The organism is Nonomuraea sp. NPDC003560, assembly GCF_042878785.1.
Taxonomy (GTDB): domain Bacteria; phylum Actinomycetota; class Actinomycetes; order Streptosporangiales; family Streptosporangiaceae; genus Nonomuraea.
In genome coordinates, this window is the sequence record NZ_JBIAOF010000015.1 from 68,727 (window position 1) to 93,926 (window position 25,200).

Annotated in this window: 26 protein-coding genes; 22 read left to right on the plus strand and 4 right to left on the minus strand. The window is 71.1% G+C overall.

The window, feature by feature from the left end; translation table 11 throughout:
* Positions 1-75 precede the first annotated feature (75 nt).
* The 10 genes from ACFYUV_RS43400 to ACFYUV_RS43445 all read left to right on the plus strand — a co-directional run bounded on the left by ACFYUV_RS43400 (position 76) and on the right by ACFYUV_RS43445 (position 9,966).
* Entirely contained in the window at positions 76-1,311 is a 1,236-nt protein-coding gene (locus tag ACFYUV_RS43400; RefSeq protein WP_387679998.1) for a multidrug effflux MFS transporter, read from the plus strand.
* A 91-nt stretch (positions 1,312-1,402) separates the two neighbouring features.
* Positions 1,403-2,101: a metalloregulator ArsR/SmtB family transcription factor gene (locus tag ACFYUV_RS43405; RefSeq protein WP_352328768.1), complete on the plus strand. Its 699-nt coding sequence runs from the start codon at positions 1,403-1,405 to the stop codon at positions 2,099-2,101.
* Positions 2,098-3,510, plus strand: coding sequence for a Fe-S cluster assembly protein SufB (gene sufB / locus ACFYUV_RS43410; RefSeq protein WP_352364380.1), 1,413 nt, complete (start codon positions 2,098-2,100; stop codon positions 3,508-3,510). The genes ACFYUV_RS43405 and sufB overlap by 4 nt, the downstream gene beginning before the upstream one ends.
* Complete coding sequence (gene sufD, locus ACFYUV_RS43415) at positions 3,510-4,631, plus strand: Fe-S cluster assembly protein SufD (protein ID WP_358300127.1); 1,122 nt, start codon at positions 3,510-3,512, stop codon at positions 4,629-4,631. The genes sufB and sufD overlap by 1 nt, the downstream gene beginning before the upstream one ends.
* Positions 4,628-4,945 carry a non-heme iron oxygenase ferredoxin subunit gene (locus tag ACFYUV_RS43420; protein WP_352325535.1) on the plus strand — a complete coding sequence of 106 codons (318 nt, stop codon included), beginning with the start codon at positions 4,628-4,630 and terminating at the stop codon, positions 4,943-4,945. The genes sufD and ACFYUV_RS43420 overlap by 4 nt, the downstream gene beginning before the upstream one ends.
* A gap of 2 nt (positions 4,946-4,947) precedes the next feature.
* Positions 4,948-5,694: a Fe-S cluster assembly ATPase SufC gene (gene sufC, locus ACFYUV_RS43425; RefSeq protein WP_352325533.1), complete on the plus strand. Its 747-nt coding sequence runs from the start codon at positions 4,948-4,950 to the stop codon at positions 5,692-5,694.
* On the plus strand, positions 5,691-6,947 hold the full coding sequence (locus tag ACFYUV_RS43430) for a cysteine desulfurase (protein ID WP_352364375.1): 1,257 nt from the start codon (positions 5,691-5,693) through the stop codon (positions 6,945-6,947). The genes sufC and ACFYUV_RS43430 overlap by 4 nt, the downstream gene beginning before the upstream one ends.
* Positions 6,948-6,949: 2 nt before the next feature.
* The gene (sufU, locus tag ACFYUV_RS43435; protein ID WP_352325531.1) at positions 6,950-7,387 is read left to right on the plus strand and encodes a Fe-S cluster assembly sulfur transfer protein SufU; all 438 of its coding nucleotides are present in this window, start codon (positions 6,950-6,952) and stop codon (positions 7,385-7,387) included.
* Positions 7,384-7,743, plus strand: a complete 360-nt coding sequence (locus tag ACFYUV_RS43440; protein WP_352325530.1) for a metal-sulfur cluster assembly factor — start codon at positions 7,384-7,386, stop codon at positions 7,741-7,743. The genes sufU and ACFYUV_RS43440 overlap by 4 nt, the downstream gene beginning before the upstream one ends.
* Positions 7,744-8,052: 309 nt before the next feature.
* The gene (locus ACFYUV_RS43445) at positions 8,053-9,966 is read left to right on the plus strand and encodes a DEAD/DEAH box helicase (RefSeq protein WP_387680003.1); all 1,914 of its coding nucleotides are present in this window, start codon (positions 8,053-8,055) and stop codon (positions 9,964-9,966) included.
* A 75-nt stretch (positions 9,967-10,041) separates the two neighbouring features.
* Here ACFYUV_RS43445 and ACFYUV_RS43450 read toward each other — a convergent pair whose 3' ends face one another.
* Entirely contained in the window at positions 10,042-11,064 is a 1,023-nt protein-coding gene (locus tag ACFYUV_RS43450; protein ID WP_387680006.1) for an aminotransferase class V-fold PLP-dependent enzyme, read from the minus strand.
* A 150-nt stretch (positions 11,065-11,214) separates the two neighbouring features.
* On the opposite strand from ACFYUV_RS43450, the gene ACFYUV_RS43455 reads away from it, so the two are divergent.
* The 6 genes from ACFYUV_RS43455 to ACFYUV_RS43480 all read left to right on the plus strand — a co-directional run bounded on the left by ACFYUV_RS43455 (position 11,215) and on the right by ACFYUV_RS43480 (position 15,803).
* Positions 11,215-11,478: a phosphoribosyl-ATP diphosphatase gene (locus ACFYUV_RS43455; RefSeq protein WP_189652386.1), complete on the plus strand. Its 264-nt coding sequence runs from the start codon at positions 11,215-11,217 to the stop codon at positions 11,476-11,478.
* Between the two features lie 58 nt (positions 11,479-11,536).
* The gene (gene hisG, locus ACFYUV_RS43460; RefSeq protein WP_387680356.1) at positions 11,537-12,382 is read left to right on the plus strand and encodes an ATP phosphoribosyltransferase; all 846 of its coding nucleotides are present in this window, start codon (positions 11,537-11,539) and stop codon (positions 12,380-12,382) included.
* A gap of 70 nt (positions 12,383-12,452) precedes the next feature.
* Positions 12,453-13,337 carry an ABC transporter ATP-binding protein gene (locus ACFYUV_RS43465; protein WP_387680009.1) on the plus strand — a complete coding sequence of 295 codons (885 nt, stop codon included), beginning with the start codon at positions 12,453-12,455 and terminating at the stop codon, positions 13,335-13,337.
* A complete protein-coding gene (locus ACFYUV_RS43470; protein ID WP_387680011.1) occupies positions 13,337-14,071 on the plus strand; it encodes an ABC transporter permease in 735 nt (244 codons plus the stop codon). Before ACFYUV_RS43465 ends, ACFYUV_RS43470 begins: the two co-directional genes overlap by 1 nt.
* Positions 14,068-15,201 carry a sensor histidine kinase gene (locus ACFYUV_RS43475; RefSeq protein ID WP_387680014.1) on the plus strand — a complete coding sequence of 378 codons (1,134 nt, stop codon included), beginning with the start codon at positions 14,068-14,070 and terminating at the stop codon, positions 15,199-15,201. The genes ACFYUV_RS43470 and ACFYUV_RS43475 overlap by 4 nt, the downstream gene beginning before the upstream one ends.
* Positions 15,198-15,803, plus strand: coding sequence for a response regulator transcription factor (locus ACFYUV_RS43480; protein ID WP_358300103.1), 606 nt, complete (start codon positions 15,198-15,200; stop codon positions 15,801-15,803). Before ACFYUV_RS43475 ends, ACFYUV_RS43480 begins: the two co-directional genes overlap by 4 nt.
* Positions 15,804-15,880: 77 nt before the next feature.
* Here ACFYUV_RS43480 and ACFYUV_RS43485 read toward each other — a convergent pair whose 3' ends face one another.
* Positions 15,881-16,906, minus strand: a complete 1,026-nt coding sequence (locus tag ACFYUV_RS43485; RefSeq protein WP_358300100.1) for an EAL domain-containing protein — start codon at positions 16,904-16,906, stop codon at positions 15,881-15,883.
* Positions 16,907-17,025: 119 nt separating this feature from the next.
* Between ACFYUV_RS43485 and ACFYUV_RS43490 the strand changes: the two genes are divergently transcribed.
* Positions 17,026-17,679, plus strand: a complete 654-nt coding sequence (locus ACFYUV_RS43490) for an acVLRF1 family peptidyl-tRNA hydrolase (protein ID WP_358300097.1) — start codon at positions 17,026-17,028, stop codon at positions 17,677-17,679.
* A gap of 23 nt (positions 17,680-17,702) precedes the next feature.
* Here the strand turns inward: ACFYUV_RS43490 and ACFYUV_RS43495 are convergent, their stop codons facing one another.
* A complete protein-coding gene (locus tag ACFYUV_RS43495) occupies positions 17,703-18,527 on the minus strand; it encodes an NAD(P)H-binding protein (protein ID WP_387680019.1) in 825 nt (274 codons plus the stop codon).
* Between the two features lie 86 nt (positions 18,528-18,613).
* Between ACFYUV_RS43495 and ACFYUV_RS43500 the strand changes: the two genes are divergently transcribed.
* From ACFYUV_RS43500 to ACFYUV_RS43520, 5 genes are all read left to right on the plus strand, one after another.
* Entirely contained in the window at positions 18,614-19,192 is a 579-nt protein-coding gene (locus ACFYUV_RS43500) for a TetR/AcrR family transcriptional regulator (protein WP_387680022.1), read from the plus strand.
* A gap of 157 nt (positions 19,193-19,349) precedes the next feature.
* Positions 19,350-20,948 carry an ABC-F family ATP-binding cassette domain-containing protein gene (locus tag ACFYUV_RS43505; protein WP_358300088.1) on the plus strand — a complete coding sequence of 533 codons (1,599 nt, stop codon included), beginning with the start codon at positions 19,350-19,352 and terminating at the stop codon, positions 20,946-20,948.
* Between the two features lie 113 nt (positions 20,949-21,061).
* Positions 21,062-21,277 carry a helix-turn-helix domain-containing protein gene (locus ACFYUV_RS43510; protein ID WP_352363545.1) on the plus strand — a complete coding sequence of 72 codons (216 nt, stop codon included), beginning with the start codon at positions 21,062-21,064 and terminating at the stop codon, positions 21,275-21,277.
* A gap of 145 nt (positions 21,278-21,422) precedes the next feature.
* Complete coding sequence (locus tag ACFYUV_RS43515) at positions 21,423-22,250, plus strand: enoyl-CoA hydratase/isomerase family protein (RefSeq protein WP_387680027.1); 828 nt, start codon at positions 21,423-21,425, stop codon at positions 22,248-22,250.
* A 103-nt stretch (positions 22,251-22,353) separates the two neighbouring features.
* Complete coding sequence (locus tag ACFYUV_RS43520) at positions 22,354-24,243, plus strand: ABC transporter ATP-binding protein (protein ID WP_387680029.1); 1,890 nt, start codon at positions 22,354-22,356, stop codon at positions 24,241-24,243.
* Here ACFYUV_RS43520 and ACFYUV_RS43525 read toward each other — a convergent pair.
* A complete protein-coding gene (locus ACFYUV_RS43525) occupies positions 24,215-25,099 on the minus strand; it encodes a sulfotransferase family protein (protein WP_387680032.1) in 885 nt (294 codons plus the stop codon). The two genes, ACFYUV_RS43520 and ACFYUV_RS43525, sit on opposite strands and share 29 nt — an antisense overlap.
* Positions 25,100-25,200 lie beyond the last annotated feature (101 nt).

Below are 25,200 nucleotides of genomic sequence, written 5' to 3' on the forward strand. Positions count from 1 at the left end.
ATTAGGAGGACCGAATCCCGGTTTGATCCCTCGGCCCTCGTGGGTCATCGGCCTGCGAGGGGAAGGGGTTCACGCATGTCCGTGGCAGAAGCCGCGTCCGCCGCCATTGGGAGCAAGGGCGAGACCAAGGGCGGGAGGCGGGGGCTGCTGCTGGTCATCCTGGGCGCGCTGTCGGCGATCGGCCCGCTGTCCATCGACATGTACCTGCCCGCCCTGCCCGCCATCACCGAGGAGATGCTCAGCGCTCCCGCGCAGGTCCAGCTCACCCTCACCGCCTGCCTGATCGGCGTCTCCGTCGGCCAGGTCGTCGCCGGCCCGGTCAGCGACGTGCGCGGGCGGCGCGTCCCGCTGATCGTGGGCGTGTCGGGGTTCATGGTCGCCTCGCTGCTGTGCGCGTTCGCGCCGTCGGTGCCCGTGCTGATCGTCCTGCGGCTGCTGCAGGGCATTCTGGGCGGGGCGGCGCTGGTCATCGTGCGCGCGGTCGTCCGCGACCTGTACGACGGCGCCGCCATCGCCCGCATCTTCGCCACGCTCATGCTGGTCAGCGGCCTGGCGCCGATCCTCGCGCCCATCGCCGGGGCCCAGCTGCTCGCCTTCACCTCCTGGCGCGGCGTGTTCGTGGCGCTCAGCGTCGCCGGGCTCGTGCTGCTGCTGGCCGTGCTGCCGGGGGTGCGCGAGACGCTGCCCGCCGACCGGCGCGAGAGCGGCGGGCTGGGGCACACCGTGCGCACCTTCTGGCAACTCCTGCGCGACCGCGCGTTCATGGGCTGCGCGCTCACCGCCGGGCTGGCCTTCGCGGCGATGTTCGGCTACATCTCCGGCTCGCCGTTCGTGCTCCAGCAGGTGTACGGCGCCACCCCGCAGCAGTACTCGCTCATCTTCGGGCTCAACGCGCTCGGCCTGACCGCGATGGCCCAGCTCGGCGGCCGCCTGTCGGGGCGCGTGGAGCCCGCCCGCCTGGTCGTCATCGGGCTGGTCACCGGCCTGGTGGGCGCCGGGCTGCTGCTGACCGCCGCGCTCACCGGGCTCGGCCTGGCCGGCATCGTGGCGGGCCTGTTCGTCATCATGCTGGGTCAGGGGCTCGTCCTGCCCGGCACCGGCGCGCTCGCGCTGGCCGGGCAGCCCGCCCAGATCGCCGGCAGCGCCTCGGCGCTGCTCGGCGTGCTGCAGTTCGCGCTGGGCGCCCTGGCCGCCCCGCTGGTCGGCCTGGCGGGCGAGGGCACGGCCGTGCCGATGGCCTGCGTGATGCTCGGCCTCATCGTCTGCTCCACGCTCGCGTTCGCGATCCTGGGACGCCGAAAGGTTAGGTAAGCCTTACCTGCGTGAGCAATTCCATTGGTGGCCTGCTCCGATTCGTTTGTGCAGCGGGAAGGAATTACGGCACACTGATGTTGTGAAAAACATGCCCACGATCGAGCCCGGTAGCGAGCGCAGCACCCGCGCGCGCGTCGCCAGGCTGATCCTTGAGCATGGTCCCGTGACGGCCGCCTCGCTCGGCGAGCGGCTGGGGCTGACGCCCGCCGCGGTGCGCAGGCACCTCGACGCGTTGCTGGCCGAGGGAATGATAGAGCCTCGCACGGTCAGGCCGCGCGGTCAGCGCGGGCGCGGACGGCCCGCCAAGCTGTTCGCCATCACCGACGCGGGGCGCAGTGCTTTCGAGCACGCCTATGACGACCTCGCCGGGAGCGCACTCCGCTTCCTGGCCGAGCGCATGGGGCGAGAAGCCGTGACCGACTTCGCCCGCTCGCAGGTGTCGAGCCTGCTGACGCGGCTGGAGCCGGTCATGCGGACGGTGCCGGCGGACCAGCGCGTACAGGTGCTGGCGCAGGCGCTGTCGGCAGAGGGGTACGCCGCCTCGGCCAGCAAGGCCAAGTCGGGCGGCGACCAGCTCTGCCAGCACCACTGCCCGGTGGCTCACGCGGCCGCGGAGTTCCCGCAGCTCTGCGAGGCCGAGACGGAGGCGTTCGCGCAACTGCTCGGCACCCCGGTGCAGCGCCTGGCCACGATCGCGCACGGCGACGGGGTCTGCACGACCCACGTGAGCCCCAAGTCGCTGGCTGAATCCGCACACAGAGACAAGAGCAAGGAGACCGGAAGGTGACTGTCACCGACCGCCCGGAGCTGGAAGGCCTCGGGAATTACAAGTTCGGCTGGGCCGACCCGGATGCCGCGGGCGCGGCGGCCAAGCGTGGCCTGTCCGAGGAGGTCGTCCGCAACATCTCCGCGCTCAAGAACGAGCCGGAGTGGATGCTCGACCTTCGCCTGAAGGGCCTCCGCCTGTTCGCCAAGAAGCCGCTGCCCACCTGGGGCTCCGACCTCACCGGCATCGACTTCGACAACATCAAGTACTTCGTGCGCTCGACCGAGAAGCAGGCCGCTTCCTGGGACGAGCTGCCCGCCGACATCAAGAACACCTACGACAAGCTCGGCATCCCCGAGGCGGAGAAGCAGCGCCTCATCGCCGGCGTCGCGGCCCAGTACGAGTCGGAGGTCGTCTACCACAAGATCCGTGAGGACCTTGAGGAGAAGGGCGTCATCTTCGTCGACACCGACACGGGCCTGAAGGAGCACGAGGAGCTCTTCAAGGAGTACTTCGGCTCGGTGATCCCGGTCGGCGACAACAAGTTCGCCGCGCTCAACACCGCCGTGTGGTCCGGTGGCTCGTTCATCTACGTGCCGCCGAACGTCGAGGTCGAGATCCCGCTGCAGGCCTACTTCCGGATCAACACCGAGAACATGGGCCAGTTCGAGCGGACCCTGATCGTCGTGGACGAGAACTCCTACGTCCACTACGTCGAGGGCTGCACCGCGCCGATCTACTCCTCCGACTCGCTGCACAGCGCGGTCGTCGAGATCATCGTGAAGAAGAACGCCCGCTGCCGTTACACGACCATCCAGAACTGGTCGAACAACGTCTACAACCTGGTCACCAAGCGCGCCGTCGCCTACGAGGGCGCGACCATGGAGTGGATCGACGGCAACATCGGCTCCAAGGTCACGATGAAGTACCCGGCCGTCTACCTGATGGGCGAGCACGCCAAGGGCGAGACGCTGAGCGTCGCCTTCGCCGGCGAGGGCCAGCACCAGGACGCCGGCTCCAAGATGGTGCACCTGGCGCCCAACACCAGCTCCAGCGTCATCTCCAAGTCGGTGGCGCGCGGCGGCGGCCGCACCTCCTACCGCGGTCTCGTGCAGATCGAGGAGGGCGCCCACGGCAGCGCCAGCACCGTCAAGTGCGACGCGCTCCTGGTCGACCAGATCAGCCGCTCCGACACCTACCCGTACGTCGACGTGCGCGAGGACGACGTCTCGATGGGCCACGAGGCCACGGTCTCCAAGGTCAGCGAGGACCAGCTCTTCTACCTCATGAGCCGCGGGCTCGGCGAGGACGAGGCCATGGCGATGATCGTGCGCGGCTTCGTCGAGCCGATCGCCCGCGAGCTGCCCATGGAATACGCGCTCGAGCTCAACCGGCTGATCGAGCTGCAGATGGAAGGAGCCGTCGGCTGATGGGCCTGAACGAGAAGCCCCTGTCGACCCTGCACGAGAAGGCGTCCTACGACCTGGGCGACTTCGAGGTCCCGACCGGGCGCGAGGAGTCGTGGCGCTTCACGCCGCTGTCCCGCCTGAAGGGCCTGCACAACGGCAAGGCCGACCCCGTGGGGCACGTGCGCCTCGACGTCGAGGCCGCGCCCGAGGTCGTCGTCGAGACGGTCGGGCGCGACGACGCCCGCGTCGGCAAGGCGTTCACGCCCACCGACCGGGTCAGCGCGCAGGCGTGGAACAGCTTCGAGAAGGCGACCGTGATCACGGTGCCGCGCGAGGCCGTCACGTCGAAGCCGACCGTGCTCACCCTGACCGGTGAGGGCGACGGCGCCGCCTACGGCCACATCGTGGTCAAGGTGGAGCCGATGGCCGAGGCCGTGGTCGTGCTCGACCACAAGGGCAGCGCCGTCTACGCCGACAACATCGAGTTCGTCGTCGGCGACGGCGCCAACCTCAAGGTCGTCAGCCTCCAGGACTGGGACGACGACGCCGTGCACGTCTCCCACCACCACGCCCAGCTCGCCAAGGACGCGACCTTCCGCAGCTTCGTGGTGACCCTCGGCGGCGACCTGGTCCGGCTCTCGCCCAGCGTGGCCTACACCGCGCCCGGCGGCGACGCCGACATGTCCGGCGTCTACTTCGTCGACGCCGGCCAGCACCTGGAGCACCGCCTCCTGGTCGACCACTCCCAGCCCAACTGCAAGAGCAACGTCGACTACCGCGGCGCGCTGCAGGGGCAGGACGCGCACGCCGTCTGGATCGGCGACGTGATCATCAGGGTCGAGGCCGAGGGCACCGACACCTACGAGCTCAACCGCAACCTCATCCTCACCGACGGCGCCCGCGCCGACTCGGTCCCCAACCTGGAGATCCTCACCGGCGAGGTCGCCGGAGCCGGGCACGCCTCGGCCTCGGGCCGCCTCGACGACGAGCACATCTTCTACCTCCAGGCCCGCGGCATCCCCTACGACGAGGCCCGCCGCCTGGTCATCAGGGGCTTCCTCGGCCAGCTCATCGAGAAGATCCAGATCGAGGAGATCCGCGACCGCGTGCTGGCCGCGGTGGAGGCGGAGCTCGCGCGATGAGTTTCGAGAAGGTCTGCCAGGTCGCCGACATCCCCGACGGCGGCGTCATCGGCGTCGAGGTCGGGGAGACCCCGGTGGCGCTGGTGCGCAAGGGCGCCGACGTCTTCGCCCTGCACGACGTCTGCTCGCACGCCGAGGTGAAGCTCAGCGAGGGCGAGGTCTACGACGGCACGCTGGAGTGCTGGCTGCACGGCTCGTGCTTCGACGTGCGCTCCGGCAAGCCCACCGGCCCGCCCGCCACCAAGCCCGTGAACGTCTACACAGTCAAGATCGACGGCGACGACGTCCTCGTCTCGCTCTCGAAGGAGTCATAAACGTGTCCACCCTAGAGATCCGTGACCTCAAGGTCGCCGTCGAGGACAAGGAAATCCTGCGCGGCGTCAACCTGACGGTGAAGTCCGGCGAGACGCACGCCATCATGGGCCCCAACGGCTCGGGCAAGTCCACCCTCGCCTACGCGATCGCCGGTCACCCCAAGTACACGATCACCGGCGGCCAGGTGCTGCTCGACGGCGTCGACCTGCTGGAGCTGTCGGTCGACGAGCGCGCCCGCGCCGGCCTGTTCCTCGCCATGCAGTACCCGGTCGAGGTCCCCGGCGTGTCGGTGTCGAACTTCCTGCGCTCGGCCGTCACCTCGGTCCGCGGCGAGGCGCCCAAGCTGCGCGAGTTCGCCAAGGACCTCAAGGCCGGCATGGACGCGCTGTCCATCGACGCCGCCTTCGCCCAGCGCAACCTCAACGAGGGCTTCTCCGGCGGTGAGAAGAAGCGCCACGAGATCCTCCAGCTGGAGCTGCTCAAGCCGAAGATCGCCGTGCTCGACGAGACCGACTCCGGCCTCGACGTCGACGCGCTGCGGGTGGTCTCCGAGGGCATCAACCGCTTCCGCTCCACGGGTGAGACCGGCGTGCTGCTGATCACCCACTACACCCGCATCCTGCGCTACGTGAAGCCCGACTTCGTGCACGTCTTCGCCGGCGGCCGGATCGTCGAGGAGGGCGGGCCGGAGCTGGCCGACAAGCTCGAGGCCGAGGGCTACGAGCAGTACACGAAGGCATCTGCATGACTTCCACCAGCTTGGACGTGGAGAAGATCAGGAAGGACTTCCCGGTCTTCTCCCGCGAGCTGCCCGACGGGCGCCCGCTCGTCTACCTCGACTCGGGCAACTCCTCGCAGAAGCCCAACCAGGTCATCGACACCATGCGCGACCACCTGGCGCTGCACTACAGCAACGTCGGGCGGGCCATGCACGTGCTCGGCGCGGAGTCGACCGAGGCGTACGAGAGCGCGCGCGACAAGGTGGCGGCGTTCGTCGGGGCGGGCTCGCGCGACGAGGTGATCTTCACCAAGAACGCCTCCGAGGCCCTCAACCTCGTGGCCTACTCCTTCGGCAACCCCGCGGGCACCGACCCGCGCTTCACCCTCGGCCCCGGCGACGAGATCGTCATCTCCGAGATGGAGCACCACTCCAACATCGTGCCGTGGCAGATGCTCGCGCAGCGCACCGGCGCCACGCTGAAGTGGTTCGGCGTCACCGACGACGGGCGGCTCGACTTCGACCCGGCCGTCGTCACCGAGCGCACGAAGATCGTCTCGATCGCCCACCAGTCGAACGTGCTCGGCACGGTCAACCCGGTCACCGCGGTGGCCGCGCGGGCGCACGAGGTCGGCGCGCTGATCATGCTCGACGCCTCGCAGTCCGTGCCGCACCACCCGGTGGACATGGCCGCGCTGGGCGCCGACTTCGTGGCCTTCACCGGTCACAAGATGGTCGGCCCTTCGGGCATCGGCGTGCTGTGGGGCCGTACCGAGCTGCTGGAGGCCATGCCGCCGTTCCTGGGCGGCGGCGAGATGATCGAGGCGGTCTGGATGGACCGCTCGACGTACGCGCCGATCCCGCACAAGTTCGAGGCCGGCACGCCGCCCATCGTCGAGGCCATCGGCCTCGGCGCGGCGGTCGACTACCTCACCGCGGTCGGCATGGACGCCATCGAGGCGCACGAGCGCTCGCTGACGGCCTACGCCCTCGACGCCCTGCGCGAGGTGCCGTCGCTGCGGCTGATCGGGCCCGACTCCCTCGACCAGCGCGGCAGCACGCTGTCGTTCACGCTGGAAGGCATACACCCCCACGATGTGGGGCAGATCCTGGACGACCAGTTCGGGGTCGCCGTCCGCGTCGGGCACCACTGCGCGCGCCCGCTGCACCTGCGGTTCGGAATACCGGCGACCACGCGGGCGTCGTTCTACCTGTACAACACCACGGGCGAGATCGACGCCCTGGTGCGCGGCCTCCATCACGTTCAGAAGGTGTTCGCATAGCCATGATCGGCGAGTCGATGTACCAGGAGCTGATCCTGGAACACTACAAGCACCCGCAGGGGCGGGGGCTGCGCGAGCCGTACGACGCCGAGGTTCACCACGTGAACCCGACGTGCGGCGACGAGATCACGCTGCGGGTCAGGGTGGGCGACGCCGGTAAAATCGAAGACGTCTCCTACGACGGCCAGGGCTGCTCGATCAGCCAGGCGGCCGCCTCCGTGCTGCACGAGCTGGCCACCGGCTCGACGGTCGAGGAGTCGCTGTCGGTGGTCGACGAGTTCACCCGGCTCATGCAGGGCCGGGGGCAGGTCGAGGCCGACGAGGAGGTGCTCGGGGACGCGGTGGCGTTCGCGGGCGTGGCCAAGTTCCCGGCCCGCGTCAAGTGCGCGCTGCTGTCGTGGATGGCCTACAAGGACGCTGTGGTGAGGAGTGCCCAATGAGCAAGCCTGTGGAGACTCCGACCGGCTTCGACGGTGACACCACCGTCGAGGAGGTCATGGAGGCGCTCAAAGACGTCGTCGACCCCGAGCTCGGCATCAACGTCGTCGACCTGGGGCTGATCTACGGGCTCAACCTCGACCCGTCCGACGCCGGTCAGCCCGTGGCCACCATCGACATGACGCTGACCAGCGCGGCCTGCCCGCTGACCGACGTCATCGAGGACCAGGCCCACTCCGCCCTGGAGGGCATGGTCTCCGACGTGAAGATCAACTGGGTCTGGCTGCCGCCGTGGGGCCCGGACAAAATCACTGACGAGGGGCGTGAGCAGCTCCGTATGCTAGGCTTCAACGTCTGATCTTTCTAGCTGTAACGGCTGGCGGTGGGCGTCAGCCGTTTCAGTGTGCCAAGGAGGGGTTTCGGAAGGTCCGTACCCAGCCAGGGAATATCCGATACCATCCCCGGCGTTGGCACCAGGTATACACCAGACGCCTCATCTCGCGTCATCGCGCCGCCTGCGGCCGGTGCCCCGGTGTATCCCCCCTGTGAAGTCCCGCCTCGATGGCGGGCGTAAATGCAACGTGTACGGCATCAGGCCGTATGTCCCGGCTCGTCCTTTCGCAGAAGTGACGCGCCACTTCGACTGAAAGGCACGAATTTCGTGACCATGCTTGACGCTGTCATGCCCGCGTTCGACGAGACCGCCCCCGAGACGGGCCCGTCGGAGTTCGAACTGCTCGGCCTTCCCAAGCCGCTCATCAGCGGTCTGGCCAAGCAGGGCATCGACAGCCCGTTCCCCATCCAGAGTGCGACGATCCCCGACGTGCTCGCCGGCCATGACGTCCTGGGCCGTGGCCAGACCGGCTCGGGCAAGACCCTGGCCTTCGGTTTGCCGACCATGGCTCGCATCGCGGGGGTGCGGCCCGCCGCCGGCCACCCGCGCGCGATGATCCTTGTGCCCACCCGTGAGCTGGCCCTTCAGGTGCATGACGCGCTCGAACCGCTCGGCCGCGGCCTCGGGCTGCGGATGAAGGTCGTCGTGGGCGGCATGTCCATGGGCAAGCAGATCGAGGCACTGCGCCGCGGCGTCGACATCGTGATCGCCACCCCGGGCCGCCTGGGCGACCTGATCCGGCAGGGCGAGTGCTCGCTGGCGCAGGTCGAGGTCTCCGTCCTCGACGAGGCCGACCACATGTGCGACCTCGGCTTCTTCCCCGTCGTCACCGAGCTGCTGGCCCAGACCCCGACCGACGGGCAGCGTCTGCTGTTCTCGGCCACCCTCGACGGCGACGTCGACAAGCTGGTGCGCCGCTTCCTCAAGGACCCGATCACCCACTCCGTGGCCCCGGCGACCTCGCCGGTCGACACCATGGAGCACCACGTGATGCAGGTCACCCGGGACGACAAGTTCGACGTCACGGCCGAGATCGCCAACCGCGAGGGCCGTACGATCATCTTCGTCCGCACCCAGCACGGCGTCGACCGGCTGTGCAAGCAGCTCGCCCGGGTCGGCATCAAGGCCGGCGGCCTGCACGGCGGCAAGCGCCAGAACCAGCGCACCCGCATCCTGGCCGAGTTCCGCGAGGGCTCGATCAACGTGCTGGTCTGCACCGACGTCGCGGCCCGCGGCATCCACGTCGACAACATCAGCCTGGTGCTGCACGTCGACCCGCCGCAGGACCACAAGAGCTACCTGCACCGCGGCGGCCGTACCGCCCGCGCGGGCGAGAAGGGCACCGTCGTCACCCTGGTGCTGCCCAACGAGCGCCGCTCGACCGACGCCCTGACCAGGCGCGCCGGCATCCACCCGTTCCGGCTCAAGGCCACCCCGGGGCACCCCCGGCTGGCCGAGGTGGCCGGGGCCCGGACGCCGAGCGGCGAGGCCATCCCCGTGTGGGAGCCCGACGTCCGCAAGCCGCTGCGCCCGCGCCGTGAGGGCGGTCACGGCGGCGCCGAGCGCCGGGGCGGGCGTCGTCCGCGCCGCGAGTTCGACGGCGAGCGCCGTCCGCGCCGGCACGAGGACGGCACCTTCGCCGGCGGCGACGACCGTCGTCCGCGCCGTCACGAGGAGTCCGGTGAGGACCGTCGTCCGCGCCGGCACGCCGAGGGCGAGCGGCCGTTCGGCGGCGGGCAGCGTCCGGCCGAGGCGCGCACGTTCGGCGACGACCGCAGGCGTGGCGACCGGCCGCGCGGTGGTTTCCGCTCCGACGACCGTCCCGCCCGTCAGGACGACCGCGGTGGTTTCCGTTCCGACGACCGTCCTGCCCGTCAGGACGACCGTGGTTTCCGTTCCGACGACCGCCCGGCGTTCCGCCAGGACGACCGCGGCTACCGGTCCGAGGCGCCCCGTGGCGGCGGGTACCGTGACGGCCAGCGCGGCGGCGGCGGTTTCCGCTCCGACGACCGCGGCCGCTTCGGCGCCGACCGTGGCCGCCCGTTCTCGGGCGACCGTGACCGGCCCGCCCGCTCCGACGAGCGCGCCCCCCGCGACGGCTTCCGCTCCGGCGGCGGCTTCCGTTCCGAGGAGCGCGGCAACGGCGGGTTCCGCCGCAACAACGGCGGCCGCCGCTTCGAGCGCTGACGCCGGCTGAACGACCGACTGCCCGTCGCGCCTCCCGCAGGGGAGGGGCGGCGGGCTTCGTCGTTCCCGGGCGAGCTACGAGGTCAGGACGTCGAGAGCGCGGTCGACGTCGTCGACGGTGTTGTAAACGTGGAAGCCCGCGCGGACCCGGCCGGCGCGCACCGCGGCGCGGATGCCGGCCGCCGCCAGCCGCTCGCCCGGCGCCTCCACCGACACGATCGCCGAGTCGGACGGTTCCAGCCCCAGCCCGGCCCTGAACCGGTTGGCCAGCCCGACGTCGTGCTCGTGGACGCGCTGGGCGCCGATCTCGTTGAGCAGTTCGAGCGCGGGCGCCGCGCCGACGTAGCAGAACCAGGCCGGCGACAGGTCGAAGGCGCGGGCGTCGGAGGCCAGCCGCAGCGGCGGCCCATAGTAGGAGCCGCCCGGATCGTCGCCGGCGTACCAGTTGGCCGCCAGCGGCCGCATCAGGGAGCGCACCCGGGGCGACAGGTAGCCGAACGCGGCCCCGCGCGGCGCCATCAGCCACTTGTAGGCCGCGCACGCCAGCACGTCGATGCCGTCGGCCACCGACACCGGCAGCCACCCGCACGCTTGGGAGCCGTCGGCGATGACCAGCGCGTCGTGGGCGCGGGCGGCGGCGACGACGTCGTGCAGCGGCGTCACGTAGCCGGTCGCCGACTGCACGAGGCTGAAGGCGACGGCGTCGGTCCGGCTCGTGACGGCGTCGGCCAGGCGCTCGGCGGGCACGGTCTCGACCTCGGCCGCCACCGCCCACGGGAACAGGTTGCTGGTGAACTCGATCTCCGGCACCAGCACCCGCGCCCCCGGCGGCAGCGCGGTCGCCACCGTGGACATGATCTGCGACACCGTCGAGCCGACCGTCACGTCGGCCGGCTCGGCGCCGACCAGGTGGGCGAAGGCCGTGCGGGCCCGGCCGACCGAGGCGTCCCAGGGCGCCCAGTCGCCGCTGCCGTGCCGCCACTCGGTGAGCACGGCCTGCAGTTCCTCGAAGGCCGGGCGGGGCGGAAGGCCGTACGAAGGGGTGTTGAGCCAGCCCGGGTCGGCGTCCCAGAGCTTGCCCACGGTCGCGATGTCCATGACCACCAGCCTAGAACGGCCCTCCGGAGATCAAACGGCGGCCGGACGACGGGCAGGAAGCGGCCGTCTCGCGTGGCGGACTCCGGGCGGCGTCACCGTCGCGCGCAGACTAGGCTTGTCAGGCACGCCAACCGACCGACGAGAGAGACCATGAAGACCTTCGAAGAGCTGTTCGCCGAGCTGTCAGACAAGGCGCGTACCAGGCCCGCGGGCTCGGGCACCGTGGCCGCGCTCGACGCCGGCGTGCATGCCATCGGCAAGAAGGTCGTCGAGGAGGCCGCCGAGAGCTGGATGGCCGCCGAGCACGAGTCGAACGACAGGGCGGCGGAGGAGATCTCCCAGCTCCTCTACCACGTGCAGGTGCTCATGATCGCCAAGGGCATCGGGCTCGACGAGGTGTACAAGCATCTCTAGGGCGCCTCGCGCCCGCCCCGGCGTCCCATCGACCATGAGTGAGGAAGAAGACCCGAACATGCTGCGTCTGGCCGTACCGAACAAGGGCGCGCTCAGCGAGGCCGCCCAGAACATGCTCAAGGAGGCCGGCTACCGGTCCCGCAGGGACAGCAAGGAGCTCGTCGTCGTCGACGAGGACAACGGCTGCGAGCTGTTCTTCCTGCGTCCCCGCGACATCGCCGTCTACGTCGGGGAGGGCACCCTCGACCTCGGCATCACCGGCCGCGACATGCTGATCGACTCCGGCGCGCCGGTCGAGGAGATCATGCCGCTCGGCTTCGGCGGCTCCACCTTCCGCCTGGCCGCCAAGGCGGGCACGATGTCGTCGGTCAACGACCTCGACGGGCAGCGCATCGCCACCTCCTACGCGGGGCTGCTCGACAAGTACCTGTCCGACCAGGGCGTCGACGCCCGCGTGATCAAGCTCGACGGCGCCGTCGAGACCGCGATCCGGCTCGGCGTGGCCGACGCGGTCGCCGACGTCGTGGAGACCGGCACCACGCTGCGCAACGTCGGCCTGGAGGTGTTCGGCGAGCCGATCATGCGTTCGGAGGGCGTGCTGATCAAGCGGCAGAGCGCGCCGGAGACGCCGGGCATGGGCCAGCTCGTCCGCCGCCTGCAGGGCGTCGTGCACGCCCGCGACTTCGTGATGATGGACTACGACATCCGCGCCGAGCGCATCGAGGAGGCCATCGCCCTCACGCCCGGCATGGAGGGGCCCACGGTCTCGCCGCTCCACCGCGAGGGCTGGGTCGCCGTCCGGGCCATGGTCCGGCGCAAGGGCCACCAGCAGGTGATGGACCAGCTCTGGGACATCGGCGCGCGGGCCATCCTGGTCACCGACATCTACGCCTGCCGCCTCTGACAAATGTCACCGTCAACCCCGGAAGGATCGCACTAACGGCGGAAAAGCCGCGCCCGTAGCGTTTGCTGACATGAACGCCATCGTGTTCGACCAGGTCAACAAGCGCTACGGGGACGTGCTTGCCGTCGACGACCTCTCGCTCGCCATCGAGCCGGGCAAGACCGTGGCCCTGCTCGGGCCCAACGGCGCGGGCAAGTCCACCTCGATCAACATGCTGCTCGGCCTGCTCCGCCCCACCAGCGGCACGATCACCATCCACGGCCGCACGCCCGACCACGCGGTGCGCGCCGGCGAGCTGGGCGCGATGCTCCAGAACGGCGCCCTCATCCCCGAGCTGTCGGTCAAGGAGCTCATCGACCTCGTCCGCCGGCTCTACCCCGACCCGCTGCCGCTGGCCGAGATCCTGAAGCTGGCCGACCTGTCGGACCTGGTCAAGCGGCGCGCGAACAAGCTGTCCGGCGGCCAGACGCAGCGCGTCAGGTTCGCCCTGGCCATCGCGGGCGCGCCGAAGATCCTGCTGCTCGACGAGCCGACCGCGGCCATGGACGTGGAGTCCAGGCTGCGGTTCTGGGCCAGCATGCACGACTACGCCGCCGGCGGCAGGACCGTGCTGTTCGCCACCCACTACCTGGAGGAGGCCGACGAGCACTCCGACCGGGTGATCGTCATCGCCCGCGGCCGGCTGGCCGCCGACGGCACCGCCGCCGAGATCAAGGCCGGCGTGGGCGGGCAGGTCGTCCGGTTCACGCTGGGCGACCAGCCCGCGGCCGGGCTCGACCGGCTGCCCGGCGTCACCGCCGTCGAGGTCGCCGCCGGCACCGCCACGCTGCACACCTCCGACCCCGACGCGACCGTGGCCGCCCTGTTCCGGGGCACCGAGCTCGACGTCAGGGGCCTCCAGCTCACCGGCGCCGACCTCGAAGACGCCTTCCTCGCGCTCACCAGGGAGTCCTGATGCTGTTCTACGCCAAGACCGAGGCGATGCGCATGCTGCGCAACCGGCGCTACATCATCTTCGTGGTCATCTTCCCGGTCGTGCTGTACCTGATCAACGCCAACATCTACGGCAAGCAGACCGACGGCGCCGGGGTGAGCTACAGCGTCGTGCTGATGGTCTCCATGGCTGCCTACGGGGCGCTGGCCTCGTCGATGATGAGCTCGGCGGTGCCGTGGGCGACCGAACGGCAGTCCGGCTGGCTGCGCCAGCTCCAGATCACCCCGCTGCCCAACTGGATGATCATCGCCACCAAGCTCGGCACCGCCATGCTGCTCGTGCTGCCCTCGCTGCTGCTGGTGTCCGTCGTCGGGATCGTCCAGCAGGGCGTGTCGATGCCGGTCGGCCGGTGGGTGCCGCTGCTGCTGGCCATGTGGCTGGGGACGATCCCGTTCATCGCGCTGGGCCTGGCGATCGGGTCGCTGCTGACGGCCGACGCCGCGCAGCCGGCCGCGATGATCTGCATGTTCGTCCTGGCCATCGCGGGCGGCCTGTGGTTCCCGCCCGAGGTGTTCGGCGACACCATGCGGACCGTGGCCGACATCATGCCCTCCTACCACTACGCGAGCCTCGGCTGGAGCATCGTCGCCGGGAACGGCGTCGCGCTGACCGACGTGCTGGTGGTCGGCGGATGGGCGGTCGTCCTGGGCGGGGCTGCCGCCTACCTGTACCGCCGGGCTACTGTTCGGGCATGAGTTTCGCCGACAAGCTGCACTTCGGTGACGGGCGGCCGTCGCCCAGGCGGCGGCTGCTCGGGATGTCCGTCGGCATGGTCTACCTCGTCTTCCCGATCGCTGAGATCGTCGCGGGCGGCGTCACGGGCGCCCGGGCGATCTGGGGGGCCGTGGCGCTGGTCGCGTTCATCGGCTGCTTCGCCGGCACGGTGATCAGCGCCAAGAGCTTCCACGAGCGCTCGCGCGCCACCTTCCCCCTGCTCGGCGTGACCGCGGCGATCGCGGTGGTCAGCGCGTTCGCCTTCGGCGGCGCCTGGCTCACGCTGCCGGTCTACACGGTCGTGCTCTACGGGTTCACCCTCCCGCCCGCCTGGGCGCTGGCCGGGGTGGGCGTGAACCTGGCGGTGGTGGTGGCGGCCGGGGTGCTGACCGGCGACGAGTTCGCCGGCGTCGTCGTCCTGGGGCTGCAGGTCGTCACGCTGGGCGTGTTGTTCATCAGCATCCGCAACAGCCGGGTGCTGACGCTGAGGCTGCACGAGGCGCAGGGCGAGGTGGCCAGGCTGGCGGCCACGGAGGAGCGCCTGCGCATCGCCCGCGACCTGCACGACCTGCTGGGCCACAGCCTGTCGCTGATCGTGCTCAAGAGCGAGCTGGCCGGGCGGCTGGCCGAGGAGTCGCCGCAGGTGCGGCAGGAGATCGCCGACATCGAGTCCGTGGCCAGGCAGGCGCTGGTGGAGGTGCGCGAGGCGGTCACCGGCTACCGGCAGCGCAGCCTGTCGGAGGAGATCGACGGCGCCCGCTCGGTGCTACGCGCGGCGGGCGTGCGGGCCGAGGTGCGGGTGTCCGGCACGCCGCTGCCCGACCTGCTCGACGGGCTGTTCGGCTGGGCGGTGCGCGAGGGCGTCACCAACGTCGTACGGCACGCGCGGGCGGCCCGTTGCGAGATCCAGGTGACGTGCGACGGCGAACACGCCACCCTGGAGATCATGGACGACGGACGCGGCGGCGAGCCGCAGGGCACCGGCAGCGGGCTCAGCGGCCTGCGCGAACGGGTGACGGGCGCGGGCGGCACCATGGAGGCCGGCGGCGCGCCCAAGGGCGGCTTCCGGCTGCGGGTGCTGGTGCCGGTCAGAGTGGGGACGGCCGCGTGATCCGGGTGATGCTGGCCGAGGACCAGGGCATGATCCGCGGCGCGCTGGCCTCGCTGCTCGGCCTGGAGCCCGACATCGAGGTGGTCGGCGAGGCCGCCGACGGGAACGAGGCCGTCGCCGTCGCGGTCGCCGCGACCCCCGACATCGCGCTGCTCGACATCGAGATGCCCGGCAAGGACGGCCTGACCGCCGCCGCCGAGATCGCCGCCCGGGTGCCGGGCTGCCGGGTGATGATCCTGACCACGTTCGGGCGGCCCGGCTACCTGCGCACCGCGATGGAGGCGGGGGCGGTGGCGTTCCTGGTCAAGGACAGCCCGGCCAAGGATCTCGCGGCGGCCATCCGCCGGGTGCAGGCGGGGGAGCGGGTCATCGACCCGGGGCTGGCCGCGGCGGCGCTGAGCGCGGGGCCCAACCCGCTGTCGGCGCGCGAGCGCGACGTGCTGGCCGCCGCCGCCGACGGCTCCACGATCGGGGACATCGCCCGCCGCCTGCACCTGTCGGAGGGCACGGTGCGCAACTACCTGTCCTCGGCCATCCAGAAGACGCACGCGCGCAACCGCATCGAGGCCGTGCGGCGGGCCAAGGCCCAGGGCTGGGTCTAGCCGGGCTGGGTCTGGCCGGGCTGGGTCTGGCCGGGCTGGGTCTGGCGGGGCTGGGTCTGGCCGGGCCCGGCTGGACCTCAGGTGCGCATGGCGGCGATCTGGCGGATCAGGTCCGACACCCGCACGATGCCCAGGCAGCGGTTGAGCTCGTCGGTGACCACCAGGTCGTCGTAGATGCGGGCCGCGTCCCGGCCGGCGGCCTGCATGGCGGCGATGGCCGGGGTCGTCCTCGGGACCGTGCGCGGCGGGTCGGCCAGGCGCTGGGCGGGCTTGGCGCCGTGCAGGGCGTGCCCGTACCGGGCGGCGAAGGACAGCAGGAAGCGGCTGCGGTCGAGGCTGCCCTTGGGGCGCTGGTACTCGTCCACCAGGATCACGCTGGTGATCGTGGGCTCGTGCCCGAACGCCGCCACGACCTCCTCCGCCTTGGCCCCGGCCGGCAGCGTCACCGCCGGGACCAGCAGCTCCTGCACGCGCGGGCCGAGCATCAGCGTGTCCGGCGACTCGTCGGCCACCGGGAGCGGCACCCGGATCTTGCCGTCGGGGCCGGGCGCCAGCAGCGGGCCGTGGGCCAGGCGCACGCCCAGGCCGCGGGCCACCGCCACCTGCCCCTCGCGCTCGACGCCAGGGGCCAGCACGTGCGCGCCGATCCCGCGGGCCAGCGTCACCACCGCGCGCGCCACCGCCGCCGCCCGGTGGTCGCCGGGCAACCTGGTCACCAGCTCCTCGTCCAGCGCCAGCAGGTACGGCGCGGAGTCGGTGACGACGTCCAGCGCCGGGCCGCCCGCGCCCACGTCGGCGAAGCCCAGCAGGTAGCCGATCGTGCGCAGCCCGTCGAGGCTGACCTTCAGCAGGCGGCGGTCCTGCTCCTGGCACGTTCCGGTGAGCATCAGGATCGCCTCACGAGGATGCCTGCCCGCCCGCCGCAGGGCCTCGTGGAGCGGCGCCAGCGCCCCGGCGCCCGAGAGCACCACGTGCAGGGGCAGTGGCAGCACCATGGGCAGCGGGGCCGCCCGGAGAACGCCCGCCGGGTCGACGACGGCGGGCTGCGCGATGACGGCCCCGTTGTCGAGATCCACTACAGGGCTGGTGAGCAGGGAGGACACGTTCAGATGATCCGACCGGCACGGTTTCGGCAGAAGCCCTCCGAAACGAAGTTCACCGACATTTCCGCTATAGTTCCCCCCTTCTCGTGAAGGGAATGTCGTTCGGTTACCCTTCCCGCATGAGCGCGCGTCCGGCCAGAGGCGGCGGCCGCTGGGTCACGGTGCCGCCCGAGCGCGTGCATCCCTGGATCGACGGGTTCGCCGGCCGCCACGGCCCCTTCGAGGCCGCCGGCGACGACCGCGTGGTCCGCCTGACCGCCGCCGACGGCGCGCTGGCCGAGCTGCACGTGCCGTTCCCGCCGATGACCCCCGGCCCGCCGCACGTGACCAGGCTGGTCGCGCACGCGCAGGCCGCGCGGCGGGTGGGCGTGCTGCTGGTCCGGCTCGGCGGGTACGCGGCCGGCGTGTTCCACGGCGCCGAGCTGCTGGACTCCAAGGTCGGCTCCCGGCTGGTGCAGGGCCGTACGGCGGCCGGCGGGTGGTCGCAGCAGCGCTTCGCCAGGAGGCGGCAGAAGCAGGCGGCCCAGGCGTTCGACAGCGCGGCGGAGACGGCGGCGCGGGTGCTCGTGCCGCGGCTCGGCGAGCTGGAGGCGGTGGTGCTCGGCGGCGACCGGCGGGCGGTCGACGCGCTGCGCGGCGACCGGCGGCTCGCGCCGGTGTTCGCGCTGGAGAGCGAGCCGTTCCTGGTGGTGCCCGACCCGAGGCTCGCGGTCCTGCGCGACGCGCCCGCCCGGTTCCGGGCCGTCCGGATCCGGGTGGTCGACCCGTCCTGAGCCCTGAGGGTTCGTTCAGGCGGTCAGGACGCCGGAAGGAAGGCGTCGGCGTGGTCGGCGACGAAGGCGGCCAGGGGGCGGGGCGGGCGGCCGGTGACGTCCTCGACGGTGGTGGTGATCTCCGCCCAGCCGGTCCGGCTCAGCGTCGCCTGCGTGGCGGCCAGCTCGGTGGCGAACGGCTCAGGGATCCCCTGCCCGGCCAGCCGTGCGGCCATCTCGGGGACCGGCAGGTCCACGTAGGACACCGGACGCCCCAGCACGCGGGTCATCGTCGCCGCGATCTCCTCGTGGGTGGGCGACTCGGGCCCGGTCAGCAGGTACGAGCCCGACGCGCCCACCGGCCGGGTCAGCAGGGCGGCGGCCACCGCGGCGATGTCCCTGGCGTCGATGTAGTTCATCCCGCCGGTGCCCCACGAGCCGTGGAAGCGGTCGCCGCGCACCTCGCCGAGCAGGTTCTGCATGAACCCGGTCGGCTGCAGCACGGCGTGCGGCACGCCGGAGGCCCGCAGGTGCTCGTCGACCTCGCCGTGGGGCCCGGCGCTGAGCGCGGCGCCGGGGGCGGCGTCGCGTACCGAGACCTCGACGATCTGCGCCACGCCCGCCTCGGCGGCCAGGTCGACGACCTCCTTGAGCCGCTCGGCGAACCCGGGGAACGGCGAGCTGTTGAGGAACAGCCGGTCGCCGGGGGACAGCAGCCGGCCGATCGTCTCCGGCCGGGTGAAGTCGCCGACGGCGTGCGGTACGCCCAGGTCGGCGGGCGTCCGCGACACCGCGAGCACGTCCTGGCCGGCGAGCTGGGCGACCAGGGCCCGGCCGATGGACCCGGTCGCGCCGGTGATCACGATCATGATGGCCTCCTAAGTGGAATCTCTTCGTCCGCTTTCATGGACGCTACACTAAGCGGAAACAATTCGTCCACTTAGGAGGTCGGGACGTGCGCGCGGACGCCAGAAGGAACCTGGTCAAGATCCTCGACGCGGCCGCCAGGGTGATGGCCGAGCGCGGCGTCAACGCGCCCATGGAGCTCATCGCGCGGCAGGCCGGCGTCGGCGTCGGCACCCTCTACCGCCGCTTCCCCGACCGTGAGGCGCTCATCGCCGCGCTGGGCGAGCATTACGTCCAGTCGCTGGCCGAGGCCCTGGAGCACGCCGTCGACGGCGAGCGGGACGCCTGGAGCGCGCTGCGCGGCTTCGTGCTGTGGGCCGCCGCCCCCGGCCGCGTCGCGCTGGCCGCCGCGCTGGCCCACCTGCCGGAGGAGGCCATCGCGGGCACGGCGGAGTTCGCCGAGAGCAAGGAACGCTGGCTGGCGCTGCTCCAGGGGCTCGTCCGCCGGGCCCAGGCGGAGGGCGGCATGCGTCCCGACGTGACCTGGGAGGACGTCGTCGGCCTGCTCAACGTCTTCACCTGCCACCCTGACGGGCTGCCCGCCCCCGTGGCCGCCCGTCCGGAGAGGTACCTGCACCTCATGCTCGACGGGATGGCCGCCGGCGCCGCGACCGCGCTGCCGGCCTGACAGCCCCTGTCCCACGCGTACCGCAGGGCACCTGGAGCCCCTATAAGCAGAGGTAGCGCCTGGCACGGGGGCCCTACACTGATCTGTATGCATACTCCCGATTGACCGGCGGTCGCACGCCCAATCCTCGTTTCCTAGCTCGGGAGTGTCCGCCAATATGATCATCGCCAGTGACATCGAGCTGCGCGCGGGCGCGCGCCTGCTCATCGAGAACGCCTCCTTCCGGGTCAACCCCGGCGACAAGATAGGTCTGGTCGGCCGCAACGGCGCGGGCAAGACCACCCTGACCAAGGTGCTCGCGGGGGAGGCGCTGCCCGCCGCGGGCTCGGTCACCTCCTCCGGCAGCATCGGCTACCTGCCCCAGGACCCCCGTACGGGCGACCTCCAGGTGCTGGCCCGCGACCGCATCCTGTCCGCGCGCGGCCTCGACGAGGTCCTGCGCAAGCTGCGCGAGGCCGAGATCGGCATGTCCTCCGCCGACGAGCGCACCCGCGAGAAGGCCGTCAAGCGGTACGGCAGGCTCGAAGACCAGATGCACGTGCTCGGCGGCTACGCGGCCGAGTCCGAGGCCGCCTCCATCGCCTCCAGCCTCGGCCTGCCCGACCGGGTCCTCGGCCAGACGTTGCAAACGCTTTCCGGCGGTCAGCGGCGCCGCGTGGAATTGGCGCGAATTCTTTTCAGCGGAGCGGAAACTCTCCTTCTCGACGAGCCGACAAACCACCTAGATGCGGACTCAATCGGGTGGCTTCGTGATTTTTTGCGCTCTCATCAAGGTGGCTTGGTGATCATCAGCCACGACGTCGGCCTTCTTGAAGCCACGGTCAACAAGGTCCTCCACCTCGACGCCAACCGTTCGGTGATCGACCACTACAACGTCGGCTGGAAGGCCTACCTGGCCCAGCGCGAGACCGACGAGAAGCGCAGGAAGCGCGAGCGCGCCAACGCCGAGAAGCAGGCGGGCGCGCTGCTGGCCCAGGCCGACAAGATGCGCGCCAAGGCCACCAAGGCCAAGGCGGCCCAGGACATGATGCGCCGCGCCCACCGCCTGCTGGCCGGCACCGAGGAGGAGCGCCAGAGCGACAAGGTCGCCCGTCTGCGCTTCCCCGAGCCGCTGCCGTGCGGCCGCACGCCGCTCATGGCCGAGGGCCTGTCGAAGTCCTACGGCTCCCTGGAGGTGTTCACCGACGTCAACGTGGCCATCGACCGAGGTCACAGGGTCGTCATCCTCGGCCTCAACGGCGCCGGCAAGACCACGCTGCTGCGCATACTCGGCGGCATCGAGTCCCCCGACACCGGCGAGCTGCGGCCCGGCCACGGCCTGAAGGTCGGCTACTACGCCCAGGAGCACGAGACCCTCGACCCCTCCCGCACGCTCCTGGAGAACATGCGCTCGGCGGGCGGCGAGTTCACCGACACCGAGCTGCGCAAGGTCCTCGGCTCGTTCCTGTTCTCCGGCGACGACGTCGACAAGCCCGCCGGCGTCCTGTCCGGCGGCGAGAAGACCCGGCTCGCGCTGGCGATCCTGGTGCTGTCGAGCGCCAACGTCCTGCTGCTCGACGAGCCCACGAACAACCTCGATCCGGTCAGCCGCGAGCAGGTTCTCAACGCTCTGAGGTCGTATTCAGGAGCAATCGTCCTCGTCACCCATGACGAGGGTGCCGTTGACGCCTTGTCACCGGATAGGGTGATCTTGCTGCCTGACGGAACTGAAGACGCGTGGAGCGACGAATTTTCCGATCTTGTGGCACTTGCCTGATCTTAATTTGAGTGGGTACGGATCTTTTCCCGTGGAGTAGGTAGCCGATCCCGCTGAAATGACTGATCATGGCGGAGTAACGCTGCGGAAGTCCGGCACTACAGGAGGTACTCGTGGCCGAGACACTGAAGAAGGGCACCCGGGTCACCGGGGCCGACCGGGAAAAACTGGCCGGCGATCTCAAGAAGCGCTACGCACAGGGCGAGAGCATCCGCGCCCTGGCCGCTTCGACCGGTCGGTCTTACGGGTTCATCCACCGCATCCTTAGCGAGTCCGGTGTGACTCTGCGCGGGCGCGGCGGGGCGACCCGAGGCAAGACCAAGCGCTGACGGCTGTCTCGGAACGTGCGACCGCAGCCGCCCGTCCCTAGTCAGCCGCTGTCGCGCCCGAGCCAGAATCATATTCTGTAAGCTCGGGCGCGACGGTCAGCCTTGGTGGCGCACCCCGTGCGCGACCGGACACAGGGAGCAGGCGATGGCGGAAGCACAGGCACCACAGCGCGGGGGGAACGCGGAGGACGTCTCTGCCGAAAGGCTGGCGGAGATCGGGCTTCGCCATGAGGTGGACGGTGAGATAGCGACGATCACGCTGGACCGGCCGGAAAAGCGCAACGCCCAGACGTTCGCGACATGGTCGGCGTTGGCTCGCATCGGGGAGAGCCTTCCCGAACAGGTGCGCGTCGTCGTCGTGAAAGGTGAGGGACCGTCCTTCTCAGCAGGAATCGACCTGCGGATGTTCACACCGGAGGGAGTGCCCGGACAGGGCTCGTTCAGCTCGGCCGCCGCAACCGACGGCGAGGCCTTCGAGCAGCGCATACGTCAGGCACAGGACGGTTTCCTGTGGCTGCGCCGCCCGGAGATCGTCTCCATCGCCGCCGTGCAGGGGCACGCGATCGGCGCGGGGTTCCAGCTCGCGCTCGCCTGTGACCTGCGCATCGTGGCCGACGACATCACCTTCTGCATGAAAGAGCCCGCACTGGGCCTGGTCCCGGATCTGACGGGGACCAAACCGCTGGTCGAGCTGGTCGGACTGGCCAAGGCGATCGACATCTGCCTGACCGCCAGGAACGTGTACGCCGAGGAGGCCATGCGCATCGGCCTCGCGGAGCAGGTGGTCGCCGGGGGCGACCTGGACAAGACCGTACAGAACAAGATTGCGGAGCTGCTGTCGACGAACCGGGACGCGGCGGCGGCGACGAAGCGCCTCCTCCAGGGGGCGCGGGCGCGCACCCTGGAGGAGCAGAGTGCGGCCGAGGGCAGAGAGCAGGCCAAGCGCATCAAGGCCCTGTTCGGCCCGCGTTAGGACGGCCGGCCGGAGGCGGGGCTCCGGTTCGCCGTGAGCGGATCGCGGAATCGCCGGAGGTCCTCGCGACGCTGAATCCGGGGGAGGAGGAGGGATCCCCCGTATGGCGATGATGGGAGGGGGCTTCGGCCCTCAGGTCTGGATGTCACTGCGCCGCGACGGCTCGGTGACCAAGCAGCGCATCGCGCCGGGCACGGTCCGGCGCATCGGCAGGCACGCGCGCCCGCACCTCAGGAAGATCGCGGCGTTCCTGCTGCTCGTGGTGGCCGGGGCGGTGATCGTGGTGGCCAACCCGCTGCTGATGAAGGCGATCATCGACGACGGCATCATGACCGGCCGCACCGACGTGGTGATCGGCCTGGCCGTGGCCATCGCCGCGCTCGCCGTCCTCGACGCCGCGCTGACGCTGGCGCAGCGCTGGTTCTCCGCGCGCATCGGCGAGGGGCTCATCTACGACCTGCGCACCGAGGTCTTCGACCACGTGCAGCGCATGCCGGTGGCCTTCTTCATGCGGGCGCAGACCGGCGCGCTGGTCAGCCGGCTCAACAGCGACGTGATCGGCGCCCAGCGGGCGCTGACCAGCACGCTGTCGTCCGTGGTGTCCAACGTGGTCAGCCTGGTCCTGGTGCTGGGCGCGATGCTGGCGCTGTCGTGGCAGGTCACGCTGGTCGCGCTGGTGCTGCTGCCGATCTTCATCGTGCCCGCCAAGTACGTCGGCCGGCGCATGTCCGCGCTGACCCGCGAGCAGATGCAGCTCGACGCCGAGATGAGCTCGGTCACCACCGAGCGCTTCAACGTGGCCGGCGCGATGGTCGCCAAGCTCTACGGCCGGCCCGAGGACGACGCGGCCACCTACGCCGCCCGGGCCGGGCGCGTCCGCGACGTCGGCGTGACCGTCGGCATGTACGGCACGGTCTTCCGGGTCGCGCTCGGCCTGGTCGCGGCGCTGGCCACCGCGCTGGTCTACGGCATCGGCGGCGTGCTCGCCGTCGGCGGCGCCTTCGAGCTGGGCACGCTGGTGGCCCTGACCGCCCTGCTGATGCGCCTGTACGGCCCGCTGACGTCCCTGTCCAACGTGCACGTCGACGTGATGACGGCGCTGGTCAGCTTCGACCGCGTCTTCGAGATCCTCGACCTCAAGCCGATGGTCGCCGAGCGGCCCGGCGCGCGTCCGGTGCCCGAGGGCCCGGTCACCATCGAGTTCGACGACGTGCGCTTCCGCTACCCGGCGGCCGAGGAGGTCTCGCTGGCCTCCCTGGAGTCGGTGGCCCGCCAGGACTCCGGTGGCCCGTCGCAGGAGGTGCTGAAGGGCGTCTCCTTCACCGCCCGGCCCGGCGAGATGATCGCGCTGGTCGGCCACTCCGGCGCGGGCAAGACCACCATCACCTCCCTGCTCTCCCGGCTCTACGACGTCAACGAGGGGGCCGTCCGGATCAACGGGCTCGACGTGCGCGAGGCCACGCTCGACTCGCTGCGCGACACCGTCGGCGTCGTCATGCAGGACGCCCACCTGTTCCACGACACGATCGGGGCCAACCTCCGTTACGCCAGGCCCGGCGCGAGCGAGGAGGAGATCCGCGACGCGCTGCGGGCCGCGCAGATCGGCGACCTGGTCGAGGGGCTGCCCGACGGGCTCGACACCGTCGTCGGCGACCGCGGCTACCGGCTGTCCGGCGGCGAGAAGCAGCGGCTCGCGCTGGCCAGGCTGCTGCTGAAGGCGCCGCGCGTGGTCGTGCTCGACGAGGCGACCGCGCACCTCGACTCCGAGTCCGAGGCGGCCGTGCAGCTCGCGCTCAAGACGGCCCTGCACGGCCGTACGTCGCTGGTCATCGCCCACCGGCTGTCCACGATCAGGGAGGCCGACGAGATCCTGGTCGTGCACGACGGGCGCGTGGCCGAGCGGGGCCGGCACGAGGAGCTGCTGGCGCGCGGCGGCCACTACGCCGAGCTCTACCGCACCCAGTTCAGCTCGGGAGATAGCCCAGCCGGGTGAGCTCCTGCCGGGCGACCTTCTCCACCAGCTCCAGGTCGGCCGGCCGCAGCCGGGCCCGCCAGGCGCCGACCTCGGGGACGCGCGAGCCGTACAGCGCGATCTTGGACACCCGCGTCTCCAGGAACTCGGTGAGCGCGGCGAGCGTGTCGGCGGGCTTGAGCGCCAGGTCCTCGTAGCGGATGGTGAGCAGCTGCCGCTCGGGCAGCTCCCGGCGCAGCTCGGCGTTCAGCCGCACGGCGCTGCGCCAGCGCAGCGCCGCCTTGCCCGCCGCGGGCATGCCCTTCCACCGGTCGAGGTGCTCGTCCTTGTTGACGCCGAGGAAGGCGTTGGGGAACTCGGTGCTGTCGGAGAGCATCGCGGGCTTGAACCAGGCCAGGCAGGCCGGGTCGGCGAGCATGCCGGCGACGGCGTCCCTGCCGTCCCTGATGAGCTGGACGAACCGGGCGTCGGGGAACGCCTGCAGCAGCACGGGCGCGCTGTAGAGCAGGTCGGGGCTGCCGTCGCCGAACCGCGTCACCTCGCCGGGCTCCACGCACGGTCCGCTGCCGGTCACGCCGCCCGCCTCCCGGCACGGCTCGGCGCACTGCCCGCACGAGCGCGGGGAGACCTGCCAGGACTCGGCCAGCGCGTCGCGCAGCACGCGGACCGCGCCCGACGTGCGGCCGATGGACGGTTTGCGGGCGAAGGCGTACACGACGTGCGCCACGCTCGCGCGGCCCGTCGTGACGTGGAAGCCGGGGGAGCGTTTGAGGGCGCGGGCCAGCAGGTCCGCGCCGGAGTGCGGGGCGCCGAGCAGGAAGACGGGCCTGCGGACCTTGATGCCGTTGACCACGAGGATGTGGGGCGGAAGTCGCATACTGGACCACAAGTGTGACACCGTTTGGCAGGTGAACGAGCCAATCAGCGTTTCGGTGCTTACCCGGGCCCCGGCGCTCCCAGGCGTGCAGGAGTTGACCG

Bases quoted from the DNA above. Each gene is read 5' to 3' on its own strand.
- ACFYUV_RS43400 (WP_387679998.1), top strand. From the start codon at position 76: ATGTCCGTGGCAGAAGCCGCGTCCGCCGCCATTGGGAGCAAGGGCGAG.
- ACFYUV_RS43405 (WP_352328768.1), top strand. From the start codon at position 1,403: ATGCCCACGATCGAGCCCGGTAGCGAGCGCAGCACCCGCGCGCGCGTC.
- sufD (WP_358300127.1), top strand. From the start codon at position 3,510: ATGGGCCTGAACGAGAAGCCCCTGTCGACCCTGCACGAGAAGGCGTCC.
- ACFYUV_RS43420 (WP_352325535.1), top strand. From the start codon at position 4,628: ATGAGTTTCGAGAAGGTCTGCCAGGTCGCCGACATCCCCGACGGCGGC.
- ACFYUV_RS43430 (WP_352364375.1), top strand. From the start codon at position 5,691: ATGACTTCCACCAGCTTGGACGTGGAGAAGATCAGGAAGGACTTCCCG.
- sufU (WP_352325531.1), top strand. From the start codon at position 6,950: ATGATCGGCGAGTCGATGTACCAGGAGCTGATCCTGGAACACTACAAG.
- ACFYUV_RS43440 (WP_352325530.1), top strand. From the start codon at position 7,384: ATGAGCAAGCCTGTGGAGACTCCGACCGGCTTCGACGGTGACACCACC.
- ACFYUV_RS43445 (WP_387680003.1), top strand. From the start codon at position 8,053: ATGCTTGACGCTGTCATGCCCGCGTTCGACGAGACCGCCCCCGAGACG.
- ACFYUV_RS43450 (WP_387680006.1), bottom strand. From the start codon at position 11,064: ATGGACATCGCGACCGTGGGCAAGCTCTGGGACGCCGACCCGGGCTGG.
- ACFYUV_RS43455 (WP_189652386.1), top strand. From the start codon at position 11,215: ATGAAGACCTTCGAAGAGCTGTTCGCCGAGCTGTCAGACAAGGCGCGT.
- hisG (WP_387680356.1), top strand. From the start codon at position 11,537: ATGCTGCGTCTGGCCGTACCGAACAAGGGCGCGCTCAGCGAGGCCGCC.
- ACFYUV_RS43465 (WP_387680009.1), top strand. From the start codon at position 12,453: ATGAACGCCATCGTGTTCGACCAGGTCAACAAGCGCTACGGGGACGTG.
- ACFYUV_RS43470 (WP_387680011.1), top strand. From the start codon at position 13,337: ATGCTGTTCTACGCCAAGACCGAGGCGATGCGCATGCTGCGCAACCGG.
- ACFYUV_RS43475 (WP_387680014.1), top strand. From the start codon at position 14,068: ATGAGTTTCGCCGACAAGCTGCACTTCGGTGACGGGCGGCCGTCGCCC.
- ACFYUV_RS43490 (WP_358300097.1), top strand. From the start codon at position 17,026: ATGAGCGCGCGTCCGGCCAGAGGCGGCGGCCGCTGGGTCACGGTGCCG.
- ACFYUV_RS43495 (WP_387680019.1), bottom strand. From the start codon at position 18,527: ATGATCGTGATCACCGGCGCGACCGGGTCCATCGGCCGGGCCCTGGTC.
- ACFYUV_RS43505 (WP_358300088.1), top strand. From the start codon at position 19,350: ATGATCATCGCCAGTGACATCGAGCTGCGCGCGGGCGCGCGCCTGCTC.
- ACFYUV_RS43515 (WP_387680027.1), top strand. From the start codon at position 21,423: ATGGCGGAAGCACAGGCACCACAGCGCGGGGGGAACGCGGAGGACGTC.
- ACFYUV_RS43520 (WP_387680029.1), top strand. From the start codon at position 22,354: ATGGCGATGATGGGAGGGGGCTTCGGCCCTCAGGTCTGGATGTCACTG.
- ACFYUV_RS43525 (WP_387680032.1), bottom strand. From the start codon at position 25,099: ATGCGACTTCCGCCCCACATCCTCGTGGTCAACGGCATCAAGGTCCGC.